At 51.0% G+C, this 22,441-nt stretch carries 11 protein-coding genes; 5 read left to right on the top strand and 6 right to left on the bottom strand.

Annotated elements, in window-relative coordinates; all coding sequences use genetic code 11:
• Positions 1-184: 184 nt before the first annotated feature.
• Together CSQ88_RS07225 and CSQ88_RS07220 are read right to left on the bottom strand one after the other, a co-directional pair.
• Positions 185-7,804 carry a DUF4347 domain-containing protein gene (locus CSQ88_RS07225; protein WP_180273571.1) on the bottom strand — a complete coding sequence of 2,540 codons (7,620 nt, stop codon included), beginning with the start codon at positions 7,802-7,804 and terminating at the stop codon, positions 185-187.
• 580 nt (positions 7,805-8,384) lie between these two features.
• On the bottom strand, positions 8,385-9,020 hold the full coding sequence (locus CSQ88_RS07220; RefSeq protein ID WP_099397427.1) for a Vat family streptogramin A O-acetyltransferase: 636 nt from the start codon (positions 9,018-9,020) through the stop codon (positions 8,385-8,387).
• A gap of 255 nt (positions 9,021-9,275) precedes the next feature.
• On the opposite strand from CSQ88_RS07220, the gene CSQ88_RS07215 reads away from it, so the two are divergent.
• The 5 genes from CSQ88_RS07215 (at position 9,276) to CSQ88_RS07195 (ending at position 17,104) form a co-directional block, all read left to right on the top strand.
• Positions 9,276-11,162 carry a methyl-accepting chemotaxis protein gene (locus CSQ88_RS07215; protein ID WP_257212515.1) on the top strand — a complete coding sequence of 629 codons (1,887 nt, stop codon included), beginning with the start codon at positions 9,276-9,278 and terminating at the stop codon, positions 11,160-11,162.
• Between the two features lie 224 nt (positions 11,163-11,386).
• Positions 11,387-13,276 carry a methyl-accepting chemotaxis protein gene (locus CSQ88_RS07210; protein ID WP_099397426.1) on the top strand — a complete coding sequence of 630 codons (1,890 nt, stop codon included), beginning with the start codon at positions 11,387-11,389 and terminating at the stop codon, positions 13,274-13,276.
• Between the two features lie 373 nt (positions 13,277-13,649).
• A complete protein-coding gene (gene sstT / locus CSQ88_RS07205) occupies positions 13,650-14,891 on the top strand; it encodes a serine/threonine transporter SstT (protein ID WP_099397425.1) in 1,242 nt (413 codons plus the stop codon).
• Positions 14,892-15,119: 228 nt separating this feature from the next.
• The gene (locus tag CSQ88_RS07200; RefSeq protein ID WP_257212514.1) at positions 15,120-16,661 is read left to right on the top strand and encodes an MFS transporter; all 1,542 of its coding nucleotides are present in this window, start codon (positions 15,120-15,122) and stop codon (positions 16,659-16,661) included.
• Entirely contained in the window at positions 16,661-17,104 is a 444-nt protein-coding gene (locus tag CSQ88_RS07195; RefSeq protein ID WP_099397423.1) for a MarR family winged helix-turn-helix transcriptional regulator, read from the top strand. Before CSQ88_RS07200 ends, CSQ88_RS07195 begins: the two co-directional genes overlap by 1 nt.
• A gap of 193 nt (positions 17,105-17,297) precedes the next feature.
• Here CSQ88_RS07195 and CSQ88_RS07190 read toward each other — a convergent pair whose 3' ends face one another.
• The 4 genes from CSQ88_RS07190 to CSQ88_RS07175 form a co-directional block, all read right to left on the bottom strand.
• Positions 17,298-18,425, bottom strand: coding sequence for a MalY/PatB family protein (locus CSQ88_RS07190; RefSeq protein ID WP_099397422.1), 1,128 nt, complete (start codon positions 18,423-18,425; stop codon positions 17,298-17,300).
• A gap of 101 nt (positions 18,426-18,526) precedes the next feature.
• Complete coding sequence (locus CSQ88_RS07185; RefSeq protein WP_099397421.1) at positions 18,527-19,672, bottom strand: PLP-dependent aspartate aminotransferase family protein; 1,146 nt, start codon at positions 19,670-19,672, stop codon at positions 18,527-18,529.
• 216 nt (positions 19,673-19,888) lie between these two features.
• Positions 19,889-21,265 carry a cystathionine beta-synthase gene (locus CSQ88_RS07180; protein WP_099397420.1) on the bottom strand — a complete coding sequence of 459 codons (1,377 nt, stop codon included), beginning with the start codon at positions 21,263-21,265 and terminating at the stop codon, positions 19,889-19,891.
• 10 nt (positions 21,266-21,275) lie between these two features.
• Positions 21,276-22,280 (bottom strand): isopenicillin N synthase family oxygenase, encoded by a 1,005-nt coding sequence (locus tag CSQ88_RS07175; protein ID WP_218963027.1) that lies wholly within the window; start codon positions 22,278-22,280, stop codon positions 21,276-21,278.
• Between the last annotated feature and the right edge of the window lie 161 nt (positions 22,281-22,441).

Here is a 22,441-nt window from a genome sequence, read left to right as displayed (position 1 = left end):
CGTTTTGATACCCGCTTCGCCAGTTAAATATTGCTGAACGACAGAGAGCTTGAATTGCGTTGAGTACTTGGACATAAAAACACCCCAAAAATATGGACGGGTGTCCAACTTTTGGGGTGCAGTTCAAAGATTCCGGCTTTTAAAAAATACTCCGCAGAAGTTTACTTTTAAAAGCGCCAGATCATCACACCATCCACAAGCCTTCGGTATTGTATTGAGCGGCGATGATTTCCGGAGTGATGCTCATTGCAACAATCATTTCTGCGCGTGTATGGCTGGCCAGATAGCCTTGCCAGTTTTGCTGGCTCGTGGCATCCGCAGCATGATGCAATGCATTCTGATAAAGCAGGTTAACAAAATCAGCGTTATTCAGGCGGCCATGTTGTTGCTGAAATTCTGCCGAGTATAAAAAGCCATCTGCCAGTGCTTTGTTTTCCTGATAGTGGTTTGTCCAATAGCTGAAGCCATTAAGCTCTGCATTTCTTCCCAGCACCATTTGGTACATTAATGCAATTTGCTGCAAAGTGGCCTGGCCGGCCTGGGTGAAGCTTAAATCGACCGTACCATCGCTGAATTCTCCCTTTTCAATTTGCCGGATTAAATCAATATCCCCATTGGCTTTGTTTTCTGCAATCTGTACTTCGCCTTTATTGCTGAGAATAAATTTGTAATCAGCCAGCTTGCCGGAGTAAACCACGGTGTCGCTGCCATCGCCCCCGACAAGGGTGTCATTGCCAGTGCCCCCAGTCAGGCGATCGTCTCCGCTGCCGGCAATCCAGCCTTGTTCTGTGCTGATATTCTGCCCTCCCAGCGACAGGCCAAAAGCGGTCAGCCACAGCGCCTGATGCTCACTGCTGCCGGCAAACTGTTTTAATACCTCAGCACGTGTTACAGCACCCGAATCCAGCCTGGCGGCCCATGTGCCGCTGCCATTCTGATCAACGCTGCCTTGGGTTGTCTGATAAAGCTGGCGCATAAAATCTAAATTTGAAAGCTTGCCCGCGCCATTATTCCATTCATTTGAATAGCAAAAATCAAGCGCGATCTGGTCTGTGGTTTTTCCTGTTTTGACCCAATAACTTAAGCCTGCCAAATCAGGGCTGCGGTTAAATGCGGCATGATAAAGCAGTGCCAGGGATTGCAATTGCGTCTGGCTGCCTGAGGCAAAGCCTAAATCTGCCACTGTCTGATTAAGCTCTGTGGCCGTAATGGTTTCAGTCTGTGTGGCATCCACCAATTGGGTGATATGGCGGCCTGTCACCTGGCCCTGGTTATTCAGATAAAAATTCCATTGCCCTAAGTCACTGCGACCGCCCTGCACTGAATCATTGCCACTGCCACCCAGCACGGAATCGTTGCCTGTGCCGCCAAACAGGCGGTCATTATCGGCTCCGCCATCCAGATAATCATTTCCTCCGGCACTTCCTACGATATCGTCACCCGCTCCGCCAAGCAGCGTATCGTCATCCGCCCCCAAAAAGAGTGTTTGTGATGCATCATCGCCAATCACGTAGTTTTTACCATTACCACCACGCACAATGGCACTGCCTACGATACTGGCAAAATCAACATCATCAAGCTGAATTGTTGTACCTGACGGCAATGCCCTTGCATCAATCACAATGGCAAGGGAGGAAGCAGGCGATGCGGGCAAGGAGCCGCCATTGCCCGCAGCCGGTGTGCCTGAAACCAAAATCGCCTGATTGAGCGTCTGGTCAGGTGCGATGCTGAGCGTCAGCGTCTTGGTTTGTAACAGCGTATCAGGCAGTAAATTATTTAAAAATTGAGTACCAAACCCCGTCATCCCTGTTTGCACTTGTGAGCCAGACACCGTTTTGCTTTCGATGCGCATAATTAAATCAATCAAAGCCTGATTATTGCTCAGCAGCGTATTGGGGCCATCAGCCTGCAGGCCGGTGCCATTGGGCAAGCTCACCAGAAGATTAGAGCTGGCTGCACCCTGATTGATGCCCAGCGGAATATCGGCCAGCTGGCCATGCGAGGTGCTGTTGTCCTCTACCCTGCCTGCCGTAATGACAGGAACAGAAACACTCTGATTATTCAGACCGGTATTAGCATCATGAGTGGTGGTGGTACTCACTACAACGCCATCGACAGTACTTGGCACCGGTGTTGGTGTTGGTGTTGGTGTTGGTGTTGGCGTTGGTGTTGGTGTTGGCGTTGGTGCTGGCAATGTCGCTGTGATGGCATTGCCGGTTAAATCAGCGACGACGGCCGCACTGTCTGCGCCGGCAATCCAGTCTTCAGCGGCGGCAAGGTTATAGCTGGTTCCTCCCGTAGATAGTGTGCCGCTTTTATTCAGCAACAGATTAACAGCCGCTTTGTCTGTTGCGCTCAGGGTAAGAGTAAATGCGCTGGCCGAACTAATCTCCACACTTGCGGTATCTGTCAGCGTGTATGTACCGGCCCCCTCGCCTTTAAGGGTGAATTTATTAGCGACAATATCATTGGCTGCACCTATTTTTTTAAGTAAGCCCGTGCCCGTTACCACTAAAACACCGCTGCTGGCGGCGTAGGTTGCAGAGGTGATTTGCGGCGTAGCTGTATTACTGACCGTAATCCCGTTACCCGTCAAATCTGCATTTAAGGCCACATTCGCCAGCCAGTTATTTGCTGCGGCCAGGTTATACGTTGTGGCATTTCCGGAGCTTGTGCCGTTTTTATTCAGCAGGCCATCCAGATTAATGCTGTCGGTGGCATTTAAGTTAATCGAGAAAGACGTGCTGTTTGTGATCTCCACATCGGCCGAAGTCAGGGTATAGCTCCCTCCTTCCCCTGCAATACTCAGCAGCGACACCGCAATATCATTAGCTGCACCTGTCTTGGCCTGAAAATTACTGCCGGTCACACTCAGAATATGGGTGGCCGCATCATAACTGGCGCTGCTGATCACCGGGCCGCTGGCCACCGTAATACCATTGCCGGTGAGATCTGCCACCACCACGGCAGCATCAGCCCCTGCAGCCCAGTCTTCAGCAGCAGCCAGATTGTAGGTGGTGGCATCCGTTGCTGTTGTTCCATCCTGATTAAGTAAGAGCAGCACAGCGGCTTTATCTGTGGCACTCAGTGTCAGGGTAAAGGCCGTGCCCGATGTGATCTCCACATTAGCGCTGTCCGTCAGGGTATAGCTGGCGCCGCCCTGCCCGGTAAAGCTCAGCTTATTGGCCACAATATCGTTAGCACCACCACTTAAAGATAAAAAGCCACTGCCGCTTACCTGCAACACGCCTGTGCTGCTGTTGTATACCGATGAGTTAATCTGCGGCACGGCCACATTACTGACCGTGATGCCATTGCCGTTTAAATCTGCGACAACAACGGCAGCATCAGCTCCGGCAGCCCAATCTTCTGCAGCAGCAAGATTGTAGGTGGCTGTTCCTGTTGAGCTTGTGCCTGCCTTATTAAAGATTAAATTCATTGCCGCTTTATCGGCCGCGCTTAAAACCAGAGTAAAGCTGGTGCCCGATGTGATCTCCACATTGGCCGTATCAACCAGGGTATAGCTTTGCCCGCCCTCACCGCTAAAGGTAAATTTATTGGCAACAATATCGTTATTTGCACCACTTAAAGACAAAAACCCTGTCCCCGTCACCACCAGCGTGCCTGTTGCCGCGTTATAGGCAGACGATGTAATGACCGGTACCGCCACATTACTGGCACTTATCCCATTAGCAGTCAGATCAGCCACCACGGCGGCGCTGTCTGCGCCGGCAATCCAGTCTTCTGCGGCAGCAAGGTTGTAGCTTGTTGCACTGCTTGAGCTGCTGCCATTTTTATTGATGATCAGATTAACAGCGGCCTTATCGGTATTGCTTAAGGTCAGCGTAAATTCTGTGGCAGAGGTGATTTCCACATCGGCACTGTCCGTCAGCGTGTAAGTGGCTCCGCCTTCACCCGTGATAGTCAGTTTATTCGCGGTGACATCATTGCCTGCCCCCACTTTTTTAATCAGATTGCTACCTGTTACCACCAAAGCGCCGGTAGCCGCGTTATAAGTGGCCGAGCTGATCTGCGGCAAAGTGGTGTTGCTTACGGTAATGCCATTGCCAGTCAGATCTGCACTCAGCGCAACACTGGCCAGCCAGTTGTCTGCTGCGGCCAGGTTATAAGTTGTGGCATTACCTGAGCTGATGCCGTTTTTATTCAGTAGCCCTTCAATATTGATTTGATCTGCCGCATTTAAGGTCACAGAAAAACCAGTGGCGCTGCTGATTTCAACATCCGCAGAGGTCAGGGTATAGCTTCCCCCTTCGCCCGTCAGGGTCAGTAAAGAAACCGCAATATCATTAGCCGCTCCTGCCTGGGCCTGAAAATGGCTGCCCGTCACCGTCAGCACATGGGTCGCTGCGTTATAGGTGGCGCTGTTGATCACCGGCACGCCCGCATTGCTGGCAGTTATACCATTGCCGCTTAAATCGGCTACGACGACCGCAGCATCTGCCCCGGCCGCCCAGTCTTCAGCAGCAGCCAGGTTGTAAGTGCTGGCGTCTACAGAGCTTGTACCGTTTTTATTGATAATCAGATCAAGCGCAGCGCGATCAGTGCTGCTCATGGTGATGGTAAACGAGGTTGCCGATGTGATTTCTACATTGCTGCTATCGGTCAGGGTGTAAGTCTGGCCCGCTTCACCGGTAAAGGTCAGCTTATTGGCCACAATATCATTATTGGCTCCGCTTAATTTAAGCAGGCCGGTGCCCGTCACCACCAGCACGCCCGTGCTCACGTTATAAGCCGCTGAGGTAATGGTTGGGACGGCCACATTGCTGACTGTTATCCCATTGCCTGTTAAATCAGCAATCACAACAGCCGCATCCGCCCCGGCCTGCCAGTCTTCTGCTGCGGCCAGGTTGTAAGTCGTACCAGAAGTTGAGCTGCTGCCATTTTTAGTCAGCAGCTGATTCACTTGCGCCAGATCGGCAGCACTCAGGGTAAGACTGAAGCTGGTGCCAGAGGTGATATCCACATTGGCAGTGTCAGTCAGCGTGTAGCTGCCGCCCTCCCCGCTAAAACTAAGCTTGTTGGCAATGATTTCATTGCTTGCACCGCTCAGTTTTAAAAAGCCCGTACCGGTCACCACTAATACGCCCGTTGCTGCGTTGTAAGTGGAAGAACTAATCACGGGCGCAGCCACATTGCTGCCCGTGATGCCATTACCGCTTAAATCCGCCACAACAACAGCGGCATCAGCGCCAGCGGCCCAGTCTTCGGCGGCGGCAAGGTTGAAGGTGGTGCCACCGGTAGAGCTTGTGCCATTTTTATTCAGCAGCTGATTTACAGCGGCCTGATCCGTTGCAGAGAGCGTCAGCGTAAATGAAGTGCCGGAGCTGATGTCTGCGTTGGCCGTATCGGTCAGGGTATAGCTTGCGCCTTCCCCGCCAATGCTCAGCTTATTGGCCACAATATCGTTGCCCGCACCACTCAGGCTTAAAAAGCCTGTACCGCTAACGGTTAAGACGCCCGTTGCTGCGTTGTAGGTGGCGGAAGTAATGGCTGGCACCGCCACATTACTGACCGTAATACCATTGCCCGTCAGATCAGCCACCACCACCGCCGCATCCGCGCCTGCGGCCCAGTCTTCTGCCCCTGCAAGATTAAAGGTGCTGCCCCCTGTAGCGCTTGTACCATTTTTATTCAGCAGCAGATTAATTGCGGCTTTATCGGTGGCAGAAAGCGTGAGCGTAAATGAAGTTTGCGAGCTGATATCCACATTAGCGCTGTCTGTCAGCGTATACGTTGCCCCTCCTTCCCCGCTCACAGTCAGCTTATTAGCCACAATATCGTTAGCTGCGCCGCTGGCAGACAACAAGCCTGTACCCGTGACTACCAATACGCCTGTTGCCGCGTTATAGGTGGCCGAAGTCATGGTGGGAACGGCCACATTGGAAACCGTGCCCCCCGCAGTCGCTACCGAGGTATCGCTGTTATTGATCACGCTATCCCAGTCATCGGCGGCAGCCAGGTTATACGTTGTGCCGCCGCTGGAGCTGGTGCCCGCCTTATTAAACAGCATCTCAATCTGGGCACGGTCTGTGGCATTGAGCGTCACAGCAAACGAAGTTGCACTGCCGACTTCCACATCGGCACTCGTCAGCGTGTAAGTGCTGCCCCCTTCGCCTCTCAGGGTAAGCTTGGAAACCGTAATATCATTTGGCGTGCCGATTGTTCCGACCAGATTACTGCCCGTTACCGTCAGCACATGCGTCGCCGCGTTATAGGTAGCGGAGCTGATGGCTGGCGGGCTAACATTGCTGACAGTCACCCCGTTAGATGTTAAATCTGCCGCAGCATTTGTAGTGACATCCCAGTTGGCAGCCGCAGCCAGATTAAAAGTCGTGCCACCTACTGAAGATGTCCCGGCCTTGTTCAGCAAGCCATTCACTGCAATTTTGTCAGTGGCATTCAGGGTAATTGAAAAAGTGGTGGTACTGCCGGGATTAGTATTGGCGCTGGTCAGGGTATAACTTGCCCCGCCCTGCCCTGTGAGTGAAAGCTTAGTGGCATCTATGGTATCGCTCGTATTCATACCACTGCCGGTTACAGAAAGCACACCGGTACTGGCATCATAAGTGGCGCTGGTAATTACAGAAGTAGCCGTTGGCGTTGTAAACACCAGGCTGTCCAATGCCAGACCCACCCCATCTGTGCCGCCAGTGCGGCTAAAAACAACCGTATCAATATTGTCCCAGGCCGAGCCAAAGGTCAGCGAGCCTGCGTTATACGTACTGGATAACTTGCTATAAACAATGGCTGCATTACCACTACCGTAAGTTGCTGAAAGCCCCATATTCAGGCCCGTGACTTGCACCACCTGGGTGCCCCCACTGCCCCCGCTATAGCCTGTTACCGAAAAATTGCTATTAAAGCCGCCAATATTATCGTTTGCATTTGCAACCAGTGAGAGAAGTTTAAATTTATCACTGACGCTATCAGAGGAAAATTGAAAATATGAAATGGCCGAATTAGCAGATCCATTGTAATCATTCAGAATGGCATGGCCGGTAAAGCCCGTAAATGTCTCGCTGTAAAAGCCATTTACATCATCAACAATATCAACAGCAGCACTGCCATTGCTGGAATAAGTAATCCCGCCAACAGAGCGGCTGGTCGTAGAATTACCTGTATTTGAAAACGTTTCAAAATTCTGATTGGCCGGTACGGCTAGCGTAGCGGAATATGCCGTTAATTTAGAAATAGCGAGCGCTGCTTCAATATTGCCAGTGGTTTTTTCTAATACCCAATTTCCGCCCAAAGCGGCAGCACCACTTAAATCGTCCGAAGCCGCAATATCGGCTTTGGTATAACTGGCCAGCTGCCGGATAAAGCCAGCGCCATCCTCTCCTTTAGCCACATTGCAGCCATACAGCAGAATATCTGCCCCTTGGCGCAGTGATAAAGCAATGGTTTGCAATTCAAATGCATGCTCATTCAGATTCTGAGCATCAAGTGTTAGCGAGCCTAAACTCAGCGCAGCTTCAGAGCCATGAGAAATAAGATGCAGCGCATCCACACCACTTCTGCCCGCCAGTATATCGCTCATCTGGCTCAGCCCATCCCGGCTTGAATCCAGAATATGAACTTCCTTATCCGCGCTGAGCGCATCAATCATTTGCGCGATATCCGCCACATTATCTTCAATAAAAACAATTTGGCTGGCGGCAGTGCTATGGCTTACAACTTCAGAAGTTAGCAGCGGGGGAGTAATAAGCAGCAAGTCAGAAGCAAGCCGCTGTGAAGAAGGCTCTTGACCGGCAAAAGGAGCGCGTGCTGATTCATTATTTTGCATTGCAAATGACCTCTGAAAATAGCGAGCCATCCAGCCACCCGGCTCGTTGGTGCAGCGCTGCCTGCTGTTGCAGAGCGTAGAAATAAGTGCATTCCCCCTGTATTAAAATATACAGGCAGAATATTAATATTCACTTATATACTAGGCTAAGCAGAAAGCAAACCTGAATATAGCTTACAAAAAAAACAAGTATTATCAATCTAAAGGCTCTTTAAATTATTACAACAATAGAAATTATAAATATACAGAGCACGCAAAAAAAATACACCTTGCGTAAAAAATAAACATCATTTCTGCAGACAAACAGCAGTAAAAGCGCACTTCTCTGTTGTTTTTAAATTACGAACTGGCTTGATTTAATTCAGGAATTACTGACAAAAACTCAAACAACTTACTGGCTTTTTATGTAACAGACGGAATGAGGAAGGTCTTATTTAACGTTGCGAACAAAACAGCTCAGGCATAATCAAGCGTTCTTGCAGGCGGGGCCTTTGCCTGAAAAGAACGCTTTTGCTCTTTATGACTTAATACAAAAACCCGGAATCTTTAAAACAGGGATTCAGCCCGAAGCACAGCACGCTTAAAAATCCACTGCGCCCAATGCCCCGATATCCCCCGCCATAATTTCCGGCAGATGCGGGCTGATGACTTCTACAGGCCAATTCCACCATGCAATTTCTTCCAGCCTTGCCACCTGGTCCAGAGTAAAGCGATGCTTAATGAGCTTGGCAGGGTTGCCACCGACTACGGTGTAGGCAGGCACATCGCGAGTCACCACAGAGCGGGATGAAATCACGGCACCGTTGCCTATTTTTACTCCCGGCATAATTAAAGCGTCATAGCCTATCCATACATCGTTCCCAACCAAGGTATCGCCTTTATAAGGAAAATCAGAAAGAGGCGGCGCGGATTTTTCCCAGCCATTGCCAAAGATTTGAAAGGGATAAGAAGAGATACCGGAGAGCTTGTGATTGGCACCATTCATAATAAATTTCACGCCACGGGCGATGGCACAAAATTTACCAATAATCAGTTTGTCGCCAATAAAGGGATAGTGATAGAGCACATGACGTTCAAAGTTTTCCGAATCTGCCGGGTCATCGTAATAGCTGTAATCGCCGACAATAATATTGGGATTACTAATGGTATTTTTGATGTAGCAAACCTGGGGAAACCCATCCATCGGGTGCTTATTTTCCGGGCTGGGGCCGTTCATAACTACTCCTTGGGCAGTTTTTAAATACAAGATCAGGATGAGGGCTATCCACATCAAACTCAAGCTTATCTGTTCTGACAATCAAAAATGCCGGGGCATTCCGGCGTTTTGACCATGAAAAATATGGCCGGGCAGCTTGCTGTATCCGCCGCAAAACTGTAAATAATACCCATGCAGGCTTTTTGGATTATTAGCGTATCCTAATAACATAAAAAAAGAGGATAATTCAGATTAATTCTCTTTATTTTCAGGTACATGATGCAGTCCATCAGAAGTAAAATTACGCTATTAATCGCGTTATCCATGCTGTTTGCCACAATCAGCATTACGATCATCACCTGCTTAAATATCCGCAGCCACACCTACGCCGAGGCGGAGCGGGAAATTGACTCAGTCGCAGCGGCCCAAACCGCATTTATCAGCAACTGGCTTGATTCGCGCAAACACATCGTAAAAGCCGCCCTGCGCCATACCGGTGAAGAAAACATCAGCCTTTATTTACAGCAATTAGCCGAAGCGGGTGGCTACAGCCTGATGTTTGAAGGCGATGGCAGCGCAAAAACCATGATGTATTCTGTGCCCGGCCAAAGCAAACCCAGCCCTGAATATGATCCTGCTGCACGCCCTTGGTATATCCAGGCAAAATCCAGTAATGATGTAATCGTATCCGAGCCTTACCGCGATGCCGATCCAGCCATTAAAGACCTGGTTCTGACCTTGGCCCAGAAAGTTGGCGGCCATGAAAAGGTCATTGGCGGCGACATTATGATTGGTGATCTGGTTAAATCCACACTCGCCATCAAACTGGCAGGTAAAGGTCATGTCTTTTTAATGACCAAAGAAGGCAAAATCATTGCCTACCCTAAGCCGGGATTTGAGCTTAAACCGATTACAGATCTAATCCCAGGCTTAGATAACAGCGCTGTTTCAGCCCTGCTCAGCAAAGGCAGTGCAAACCAGATCAGCATTGATGGTAACGACTTCTTACTTGAGCTCGCCCCCATTGCCGGCAGCGACTGGGTATTGGGTGTGGCGCTGGATAAAGCCGAAATCGACGCACCGCTCAATCATCTGATCATGATTATTATTGCGGCGGTTGTAGCCGTGCTGATTGCCGTTATTGTGTTTTGTACCGCCTATTTACGCAGCTTACTGGCAGGTTTATTACGTATTCGCGATGCCATGCTGGATATTTCCCAGGGTGAAGCCGATCTGACCCGCCGTATTCCAAGCGAAGGCAATGATGAGGTTGCAGAAACCGCTCAGGCCTTTAACCGCTTTATTGATCGCTTGAATATTCTGTTTAAAGAATTACGCAGCGAAGCCATTGAACTGACAGGTGGCGTGAGCGAAGTCAGCGGCTCGGTACTGAAGCTGGCCAATGATTCGCACAACCTTGCTGATATTTCCAGCTCAAATGCGGCCGCCATCGAAGAAGTCAGCGTCAGCATCTCGCATATCGCGGATGCTGCGCGTGAAACCGATGATCTGGTTAAAGAAGCAGCAAAAGCATCGCGTCATGGCAGCCAGAATGTCTTGAAAATCAGCGATGAAATGGCCAATACCCGCCAGTCAGTTGGCGATTTATCTACACTGCTGGCCTCTTTAGAACATCGCTCGCAAGATATCACCAAGATCACCAATGTAATTCGTGAAATTGCCGATCAAACCAATCTGCTGGCACTGAATGCAGCGATTGAAGCGGCGCGGGCAGGTGAGCAGGGACGAGGCTTTGCCGTAGTCGCCGATGAAGTTCGCAAGCTGGCAGAACGTACCGGCAAGGCCACGATGGAAATCAGCCAGATGATTGGCGACATCCTCAGCGAAACAGGTCTTGCTGTGAGTAATATGCAAACCACCGTGAAAGCGGTTGATTTAAGCAGCGCACTCACGCAAACAGCCAGCGAGCAGATGACCCTGATCGGCCAGTCTATGCAGCAGGTCACCGACCGGATCAGCGAAATTGCGTTGTCCACAGGTGAGCAGCAGAACGCAACCACGGCCATGGCACAAAGCACTGAATCGATTAATGGCCAGATTCTGGATTCAGATGCGGCACTGCAATCTTCAATGCAAACCCTGAAAATGCTGGACGATCTGGCAAAGAAAATGCAGGCAGCATTTAATCGCTTCAAAATGTAAACATATCTGTTTGCATTCATCTGCTGATTAAATTTAAAGAACTTTCTTTGTTCTTTCTTTTTACAAAAAAGCGGTCATTCAATCATCTTGAATGACCGCTTTTTTTCTTTATTTAATGGTAATTATTACCGAGAATATTATATAAGCATATTGTGATATACCAATAAATCGGCGCTTAAAATAAAGGACAATGCCGAATATTACTACTACCTTTCAAGCAGATAATGCACTCTATCAGAAGTAAGATTACGCTCTTAATTGCGCTCTCTATGCTGATCGCCACAATCAGCATTACCGTGATTGCCTGCCTTAATATCCGCAGCCATACCTATGCCGAAGCCGAACGAGAAATTGATTCGGTTGCCGCCGGGCAAACCGCATTTATCAGCGGCTGGCTTGAATCACATAAACGCATTATCACCGCCACCTTGCGCCACAGCGGCGAAGAAAATATCAGCTACTACCTGCAGCAGCTTGCCGAAGCGGGTGGCTTTAACGTTATTTATGAGGGCAATGGCAGCAGCAAAGACATGCTGTACTCTGTGCCCGGCCGCAGCAAACCCAGCGCAGAATATAACCCCGCTGCCCGCCCCTGGTTTATTGAAGCCAACGCCGCCAATGGGGTGATTATCTCCGGCCCCTACCCTGATTCTGAGCCTGCAACCAAAGGCCAGCTGGTCATTACATTTGCGCAAAAAGCCAAAGACCCCAATATTGTCATTGGCGGTGATATTCTGATTACTGATCTGGTTAAATCAACCCTCGCCACCAAATTAGCGGGTAAAGGCCATGTTTTCCTGACAACCAAAGATGGCAAGATTATTGCCTATCCCAAGACAGGTTTTGATCTCAAGCCCATCAGTGATTTAATCCCTGGGCTGACAGACAGCGAATTTTCTGCACGCTTAAGTGGTGGCAAACACGCCAGCGTTTTTGCCATAGATGGTGAAGATTATCTGATTGAGCTCTCCCCGGTAGCAGGCAGCGATTGGGTGCTGGGCGTTGCACTGGATAAAGCGGAAATCGATGCCCCTTTGCATCGCCTTGTCTGGATTATTATTTCTGCGCTTTGCGTTGTCTTGCTGGTGGTTATTCTGTTTTGCACCGCCTACTTACGCAGGCTGCTGGCAGGCTTATTGCAAATCCGCGATGCCATGCTGGATATCTCTCAAGGCGAAGCCGATTTAACCCGGCGCATTCCAAGCCAGGGTCATGATGAAGTTGCTGAAACAGCCCAGGCTTTTAATCACTTTATTGAACGCTTAAACACGATGTTTATTGCGCTGCGCCATGAAGCGATTGAGCTCACAGGAGGCGTGAGTGAGGTCAGTAATTCAGTGCTCAGGCTTGCCAGTGATTCACATCACCTGGCCGATATCTCAAGCGCCAACGCAGCCGCCATCGAAGAAGTCAGCGTCAGCATCTCGCACATTGCCGATGCCGCCCGCGAAACCGATGATTTAGTGAAAGCGGCAGCGCTGGCCTCGCAGCATGGCAGTGAAAATGTGCTGAAAATCAGCAGAGAAATGGCGAATACGCGCCAGTCTGTGGGCGATTTATCCAGCCTGCTGGCTTCTTTGGAGCATCGCTCACAAGATATCAGCAAAATCACCAATGTGATCCGTGATATTGCCGACCAAACCAATCTGCTGGCGCTCAATGCAGCAATTGAAGCCGCCCGCGCTGGCGAAGAAGGCCGCGGCTTTGCAGTCGTTGCGGATGAAGTACGCAAACTTGCTGAGCGCACGGGTAAAGCCACCATGGAAATCAGCCAGATGATCAGCGATATTCTTGGTGAAACCGGCCGAGCGGTGGGCAATATGCAAACGACAGTGAAAGCCGTAGACACCAGCAGCGCGCTCACACAAACCGCCAGCGGACAAATGCAGCAAATTGGCGATTCCATGCAACAGGTTATGGAAAGAATCAGCGAAATTGCGCTCTCTACCGGCGAGCAGCACAACGCCACTACGGCAATGGCACAGAGCACTGAATCCATTAACGGGCAAATTCTGGATTCGGATGCAGCCCTGCAATCATCCATGCACACCTTAAAAACACTGGATGAGCTGGCCAAAGAAATGCAGAGTACCTTTAACCGATTCAAACTTTAAAGTGTCTGGCGTACTGCCCCATCCACAGTACGCCCCAAATCCCCTTTTTGCAGATTTAATCCTGTATTCAGCGGGCTTTGATGACCTTTAAATAAAACGAATAAATGTATGTGCGTTTCGCTATAAAGCGACTTGAACAATCCGTTTTTTATAAATCTGACTTTCTGATTGCTATGATTATTTGGATGTCATTAATTGCCATGGTAATAACACCATCTGATAAAAGGGCATTGCTAAGGCAATCCCCAGTAGCCGATTAAACCCTTTCCATTTTATTCTCGGCCATTGGCCTTATTTCCCCTCCACGCCCGTTTCAGGAAATTTAATTGCCATTCCTAACGAGCAACGAGAATAAAACAGTAAAGGAAACACGATGCAGCAGACACAAAATCCGCTACTCAGGCTATTAAACCGCAGCAGCCTAGTCAGCCAGATTATGATAGGCCTGATCGCAGGGATTGCACTGGCTTTATTTTTTCCTGCGGCAGCCAAGTCAGCAGGTTTATTGGGCAGCTTATTTGTCAGCGCCTTAAAAGCGGTTGCCCCCATCCTGGTTTTTGTTTTGGTAGCGGCTTCTATTGCTAACCATAAACCCAGCCAAAAATCGAATATGCGGCCCATTCTGGTTCTGTATTTATTTGGCACATTTGCTGCGGCCGTCGTAGCTGTAGCGGCCAGTTTTTTGTTCCCATCCACGCTGATTCTGGTCAAACACGCAAGCGATATCACCCCACCCAGTGGCATTGTGGAAGTGCTGCGCAGCCTTTTGCTGAGTGTGGTTGATAACCCGGTAAAAGCGCTGATGAATGCCAACTTTATCGGCATTCTGGCTTGGGCCATTGCCCTTGGTGTGGCAATGCGCCACGCCAATGAAACGACCAAAACGGTGGTCAGCGATTTATCCGGTGGCGTATCGGTGATTGTAGGTGTGGTCATTCGCTTTGCACCGCTGGGTATTTTTGGCCTGGTTGCTTCAACGATTGCCGAAACCGGTATCGAATCTTTACTGAACTATGCCCACCTTTTACTGGTGCTGATCGGCTGCATGCTGTTTGTTGCCCTGATCATGAACCCGGCGATTGTATTCTGGAAGCTGCGCCGCAACCCTTACCCGCTGGTTTTTGCCTGCCTGCGTGAAAGCGGCGTAACCGCCTTTTTTACCCGCAGCTCTGCGGCAAATATCCCCGTCAATATGGCCTTATGTAAAAAGCTGGGCCTGAAAGAAGACGATTACTCGGTATCGATCCCGCTGGGCGCCACCATCAATATGGCCGGTGCGGCGATTACCATTTCAGTGCTGACCCTGGCTGCAGTGCATACTCTGGGCATCCAGGTTGATTTGCCTACAGCACTGCTTTTAAGCGTGGTTTCCGCCATCTGTGCCTGCGGAGCTTCTGGTGTAGCCGGTGGCTCGCTGCTGCTGATTCCTATGGCGTGCAGCTTGTTTGGTATTTCTAATGATCTGGCCATGCAGGTGGTTGCCGTCGGCTTTATTATTGGCGTTCTGCAAGATTCTGCAGAAACCGCACTCAATTCATCCACAGATGTGCTCTTTACAGCTGCAGCCTGCCAGGCCGCAGAGCACAAATCACAGCTGGCCTTTGCCGGCCGCTGAATACTTAAAGGCGTATATAGTAAAAAGCGCAGCCTAGGCTGCGCTTTTTTTTCCACCATTGCGGGATAAAAAACCTGCCCTCTCCGTGCAAGCACTTCTGGCCTGCTCCGCATCTGACGTGCATCTCCACCCGGCCTGCCCATTTCACTCACTGGGGAAAATACCCTTTCCTTAGTAATGAAGATGCTGCGATAATTAGTTGATCAGTCAATCATTGATATGTCTACTATGTTGAAACAGAATTCCGAACGCACCTTCCGCCAGTCCCTGCTGGCCATGCTGGGCATATGTTTTGTGATTATGATGGTGGCGCTCGATCAGACCATTGTGGCCACCGCCCTGCCGACAATCGTGGCCGAGCTGCACGGCTTTGAGCTGTATGCATGGGTATCCACAGCCTATTTACTGGCATCAATTGTCACCATTCCAATTTTTGGCCGCTTAGGCGATTACTACGGGCGCAAGCCTTTTGTGGTTGTTGCTATCGTGACATTTACGCTGGCATCGGTGCTGTGCGGCATGGCCAACAGTATGCTGCTGCTGGTGTTGGCCCGTGCACTGCAAGGCATAGGCGGCGGGATGCTGGTCGGTACGGCTTTTGCGTGTATTCCCGATTTATTCCCCGATAGCAAAGTGCGCTTACAATGGCAGGTGATGCTGAGCGCCGCATTTGGGATTGCCAACGCCATTGGCCCCAGTATCGGTGGGCTGCTCACCCACTATGTCAGCTGGCGTGCCGTGTTCTTTGTAAATATCCCGGTTGGCTTATTGAGTGTGATTTTTGTAAGCCGCTTTTTGCCACGCTTAAAGCCCAAGCACGATACAAAAATCCGCCTTGACTGGTTGGGCGCGCTGCTGATTACGCTATTTTTAGGCAGCTTGCAGTTGTCCGTAGAATGGCTGCCGGAGCAGGGGCTGAGCGTGCCGGTGATCAGCGTCTTGCTCACATGCCTGATCGCAGGCTTTTTGGCATGGAAACAAGAAGCCAATAATGAGCACGCCATGCTGCCCTTTGCCCTTTTCAGAGACCCAGCCCTTGCTGCGCTGTTCAGGCTGTCGCTCCTGATGGGCTTTACCATGTTTGCAATCTTGTCTTATGCCCCGCTTCTTTTACAAGGTGGTTTTCATTTGTCGGCCAGCCAGGCCGGGATGCTGATTACGCCGCTGGTGGTTTGCATTACTTTTGCCAGCATTCTTAACGGGCGGATTGTGCACCACCTGCCACGGCCCGAAGCCATGCTCTATCTGGGTTTTGGCCTGCTGCTGGTTTGCGTGACTGGCATGATGAATATCACCCCTCATACTTCGCACCCTTTAATTATCAGCCTGATGGTGTCTGGCGGCCTGGGGCTGGGCTTTATCATGCCCAACCTCACTATTTTTGTGCAGGAAACCTGCCCGCGCAAAGACCTGGGCATCAGCACCGCGCTGCTGCAATCGCTGCGGATGATCGGCGGGATGCTCAGCACCGCGCTGGTTGGATCGATCTTAAGCTGGCGCTATGGACACGATATTAATCAGCAGTTTGCCAAGCCAGTTTCCAGCCTGATAAATGATCCGCAAATTCTGGTCAATACCGAAGGCCAGCAAGCAGCCATTTTGCAAATGAATGCCTTGGGCGAAGATGGCTTATTGCTGATTGAGCAAGCCCGCGCCACACTGAGCCACTCCATTCAAAGCAGCCAGTGGCTGGGCATTGCCGCCGTACTGTTTGCCTTCTGGTGCCTGCGCCGCCTGCCTGTTATCCAGTTCAAACCAAGGGGTGCATAATGACGCCGCACGAAGCCGAACAGCTCAAAGTATTACAACAACTGGGCCGCAGCTATCGCAATATGCTGGGTGCATTTGAATTATCTGTAGGCCAGGGGCTGACCCGCTGGCGCATTTTGAATCAGCTTTATAAAGAAACCCAATGCTCGCAAAAATGGCTGATTCAGCAACTCAAAATGGACCCCGGCTCACTCACCCGCTTGCTTAAAGCCATGGAAAAAGAAGGCTTAATCCAGCGCAGCAACGACCCGCAAGACAACCGCCTCAGCAACGTCACCCTCACCCCACAAGGCTGCGCCGAAGTAAACCAGGCCCTGCCAAAACGCAGTGCATTTTTAAGCGTTATTCTGGAAGAATTTAACGACGAAGAATTGCTGGCCTTTCAGGGCATGCTGAATAAATTAGAGCGGGGCTGTGAGAAGGCGGGGTTAAGGGATTTGTAAAATACACTTTTCAAAATAAGATCTGCTGTTCCACAGAGCTACACCTTGAACCACAGAGTAAAACGAGAACACAGAGCACACAGAGAAAACCCATCAGGGCTCGCTTCTCTCTGTGAAACCCTGTGCTGTCTGCATCCTCTGTGGTTCAAAGCTCAGCCGCCGATCAAGGCGAAAAACCTTGCCCGCATATCACTTAACGCAGCGACTCAATCCGCTTTAAAGCCGCTTTCAGCGTCACAGCCGGGCAGCCGAAGTTGAGGCGTACAAAGCCGGGCAGGCCAAAGTCACGGCCATCTGACAGGCCCACACCCAGCGCTTCAAAGTGCGGCAAGGGGTTGACCGGATCCAGCGCTCTGGCATCGATCCACGCCAGATATGTTGCCTCGGGCAGGGTGATTTTTAAGCGCTCAGAGCCCGCAAACCAAGCCAATAAAATATCCCGGTTTGCCCGCAAAGTGGCGATCAGCTCTGCATGCCAGATGCCATCATCGCGGTAAGCGGCTTCGGCGGCGGTAAAGGCCAGCAAATTCACTGATGGCACAATGCCGGCCATTTGTTTTTGAAAGCGGGCACGCAGTGCCGGATCAGGAATCACCGCCAGCGAGCAGCCAAGGCCAGCGATATTCCATGTTTTGGAGGGTGCAAGCAGAGTAATGGTTTGTGCGGCAAAGCTGAGATCAAGCGCGGCCAGAGGCTGATGTTTCAGGCCTTCCGCCAATAGCAAATCGCAGTGAATATCGTCCGAGCAGATGATTAAATCGTGACGGCGGGCGATGGCAATCAGCCGGGTCAGCTCATCCGTCGTCCAAACACGGCCTACCGGATTATGCGGATGGCACAGCAGCAATAACTTGGTTTTAGGCGTGATTGCCGCTTCCAGCGCGGCAAAATCCCATTCCCACGCATTATTTTTTTGCAGCAAGGGCACGGTCAGCAGGCTGCGGCTGGACAGGCCCGGTGCACGTAAAAAGGGCGGGTAGATCGGCGTGGCGGTCAGTACTTCATCACCCGCCTCGCCCACCGTGCGGCAAGCCAGATTTAAACCTTGCACCAGGCCCGGTAACCAAACGATCCAGCTGGCATCAATCTGCCAGCCATAATGCTGAGCTGCGTAAGCCTGCACCGCCTCCACCAAGCTGTCCGGTGCATCGGTATAACCAAACACGCCATGCGCCACACGCTCTTGCAAGGCCGCCATAATAGAAATGGGGCTGGCAAAATCCATATCGGCCACCCACATCGGCAGGACGTCTTGCCCTGCATATTTATTCCACTTTTGGCTTGAGGTCGCGCTGCGATCGATGGGTGTTTGGAAATCCATAACAAAATCCTTTTACAAAATAGTAAGCAAAGGATAACGGTTTAAGAAGATGCTTGATAGACACAGATCTTCATAAGACCGTGCCCGCCAGGAATATCAGCTTACGCAGCCAGCGCTTGCTCTAAATCAGCCAGCAAATCTTCAAGGCCTTCAATCCCCACCGACAGGCGAATCAGATTATCGCTGATGCCCAATTTTACGCGGCGCTCTGGCGGCACCGAAGCATGCGTCATCCGCACAGGCTGGCTGATCAGGCTTTCTACACCGCCCAGGCTTTCTGCCAGAGTAAACAGTCTGGTCTGCGTCAACACTTGATGCACATCGGCGTCGTTCCCTTTCAGATAAAACGACACCACCCCGCCGCCGCCTGCCATTTGCGCTTTGGCCAGCGCATATTGAGGATGGCTTTCTAGGTAAGGATATAAAACGCGCTCAACGCGCGGGTGTTGCTCCAGCCATTGAGCGATACGCAGGGCATTATGATTATGCCGCTCCATACGAATCGCCAGCGTACGAATCCCCCGCAGCGCTAAAAAGCTTTGAAACGGATCAAGCACCGCGCCGATAGCGTTTTGCAAAAAGCCTAATTGCTCCGCCAGCTCCGCGTTATCCCCCACCACCACCGCTCCGGCGATCACATCAGAATGGCCATTCAAATATTTGGTTGCCGAATGCAGCACGATATCCACGCCATGCTCCAGCGGGCGCTGCAAAGCGGGGGACGCAAAAGTATTGTCGGCCACTGTAAGCATGCTGTGCGCTTTGGCAATCGCCACGATGGCGCTTAAATCACTCAGGCGGTTCAGAGGATTGGACGGTGTTTCAATCCAGATCATTTGGGTTTCTGGCTTGATAGCCGCTTGCAGCGCTTCTAAGTCGCCGGTTGGCACATAAGTCACCGTTAAGCCTGCGGTACGCTGTTTTACTTTTTCGAATAAACGCCCGCTGCCGCCGTATAAATCATCCACCGCCACTAAGTGACTATTTACCGGCAACAACTCCAATACCGTGGCAATGGCGGCCATGCCGGACGCAAAAGCATAGCCGCGTGTGCCGCCTTCTAAAGCGGCGATCGCCACTTCAAAAGCATCGCGTGTTGGATTGCTGGAGCGCGAATACTCGTACTGATCTGGCTGCCCAGGGGAAGGCTGGCGGAAAGTAGAAGAGGCATAAATCGGGGTATTGATCGCACCCAGTGGATCGCGATGCAGGCCGCTGGTAACGGCAAGCGTTTCAAATGTGCTCATGGGATGGCTCCGGGGGTGTTATGACTATGTGGCAAGGCTAAATCCTGAACCACAGAGTAAAACGAGGGCACAGAGGGCGCAGAGAAATCCAGCTGGTTTTAGGTTTTCTCAGTGAAGCTTTGTGCGCTCAGTGCTCTCTGTGGTTCAGGATTTAACGCTTTTTCCTATTCATCAAAGGTGCTTTAAATACAAACTGCACTCAATATGCAGCGGTGCTTAAGCCGCTTCACTCACAAATTTCTTGCGCCAAAAGGCGAGCAAATCGCTTTGGGTAATCAGGCCGTAAAAGATTTTCTTATCCGCAATCACAGCGATTTTGTCGTCATTAAATACCTGCAATAAATCGCGCAAGGATGTATCAGGGGCAAGGGTTTTAACGTTGCTGCTCATGGCGGCGCGCACCGGCATAGCAAATTGCTGGGGCTCACCGTGTACAGACAATAACAAATCCCACTCGTCGATAATGCCTACAATTTCGCCATTTTCCAGCACCGGCATTTGCGATACATCGTTGCTGCGCATACGCTGCCAGGCTTGGGAAAGCGGCTCATCCGGGTCGGCAATCAAGGTGGCACCGCTGGCGTGCGGACGGCTGATCAGATCGGCCAGATTGCCCGCTTTAGCGTGCTCGATCATGCCCTGATCGATCATCCAGTGATCGTTATACATTTTACTTAAGTATTTATTGCCGCTGTCACCAATAAAAGTCACCACACGTTTAGGCGTGGTTTGCTCACGGCAATAGCGCAGTGCTGCGGCCAGCAGCGTGCCGGAAGAAGCCCCTGCAAATAAGCCTTCGGCCTGCAGCAGAGCGCGGCCGGTTTCAAAGCTTTCTTTATCGCTGATCCGGTAGCTGCGTTTGATTGAGCCGCCTTCAAATTGTGGCGGTACAAAATCTTCGCCTATGCCTTCCACCAGCCAGCTGCCTGCCATGCCAAATGCGCCGGTTTCTACATAATCAGCCAGAATCGAGCCCACCGGATCGGCCAGCACAAACTCAGTTTTCGGGGAAACTTTAGCAAAAAAGCGCGATAAGCCAGTTAATGTGCCGCTGGAGCCCACGCCCACCACGACCGCATCTACTTTTTCATCGAGCTGACGCCAGATTTCCGGCCCTGTGGTTGTTTCATGCGCGGCGGGGTTAGCGGGATTAGTGAACTGATCAATATAAAACGCTCCGGGAATCGCTTGCGCCACGCGGCGGGCTTTATCCTGATAATAATCAGGGTGGCCCTTGCCCACATCAGAGCGGGTCAGAATCACTTCTGCACCCAGTGCCTGCAAGTTCAGCACTTTTTCACGGCTCATTTTATCGGGCACCACCAGCACAGTGCGATAGCCCTTGCGCCCCGCCACCAGAGCCAGCCCCAGGCCGGTATTACCTGCCGTGGCTTCTACAATCGTGCCGCCGGGCTTGAGCTGCCCGTTTTGCTCCGCCGCTTCTATCATCGAAAGTGCAATACGATCTTTGATCGAGCCACCCGGATTTTGGTTTTCAAGTTTGACAAACAAACGACAAAGCCCAGTATCAAGCTGGGTAATTTCAACCACAGGGGTATTACCGATCAAAGATAAAATGGATGCGGAATTCATAAATACTCACTTAATTAACAGCAAGCGCAGAAAAAGAAACGGCTGCTGTATCAGAATAATGCCGCGCCGCCACATCAAGATGCGAGCGCATACGGCCTTTTAAAACATTTTCACCAACATGACTAAATAGCCGATTGGCTGGATCGCTTGCTTCGCCCTGTACTTCTTGAGCAAGGGCCGCCGGAAGCTGCAGCAGCGGCACCGTGGCATCCAGCCTTGGCCCCATAAAGAAGGCATAAGACAAACGTTCCACCCCTGCCGGTGGCGACACCACCCTGTGCACCGTGGCGCGTAAATAGCCATTGGACGACAGCTCTAACAGCTCGCCAATATTCACCACAAAGGTGCCGGGAACCGGCGGCGCATCCAGCCAGCCCTCTGCGGTAGCCACTTGCAGGCCGGATTGAGTATCCTGCATCACCAGCGTAAGCAAGCCCGCATCTTTATGCGCGCCTACGCCCTGCTCTGCCTGCGTTGAGCCAGGGTAGCGAATCATTTTCAGATGCTGAAATGGCTCTCCCCGGTAAAGCGGCGCAAAAATATCAGCAGACTGGCCCAAAGCCAGCGCAAAGGCCTGCATTAAACGCTCGCAAATATCACTTAAAGTATCCTGCCAAAGCAGCAGGCCCGACTTCAGTGCGGGCAAGCTGGCCGGCCATTGATTGGGCCCGCGTAAACGCCGCCATGCGGGCTGCTGATCCAGCGCAGCAAGGCCCTCATTCATAATGTCGAACTGCTCACGCTGATCGGCACGCCCTGCCGTTAGCTCACCGCCAAGACGGGTATAGCCCCTGAAATGCGGCGAATTAACCATGGCCACGGCGGTTTTTTCGGCGTCACTCAGGGCAAAAAATTGCTTAGCCAGCTGCAGCATATCCTGCTGGTATTGCAGGCTGAGCCCATGGCCACGCAGATAAAAAAAGCCGTAATCACGCGCTGCAAGGCGCAAATCACGCAAAAACGCTTCACGATCAGCGCTGTCAAATAATGCTAAATCCAGTATTGGCAAACTCACACACACCTCACACACTCGTTAATCACATTCCTTTTTGGCAATTAAAAGAGCGTCGACAAGAACAAGGCCAAGGCTTAAACATGAGTAATCCCTCAAAGCGCATCATAAAAAAGCTGATTATCGTTGTTTTTTAGAACAAATCGATCTATGTAGCTAGCTTA

Origin of the sequence: Iodobacter sp. BJB302 (assembly GCF_002735645.1) — a bacterium.
Taxonomy (GTDB): domain Bacteria; phylum Pseudomonadota; class Gammaproteobacteria; order Burkholderiales; family Chitinibacteraceae; genus Iodobacter.
The sequence above is the reverse complement of the archived record's forward strand: the minus strand, read 5'-3'. Positions and strand labels throughout refer to the sequence as shown.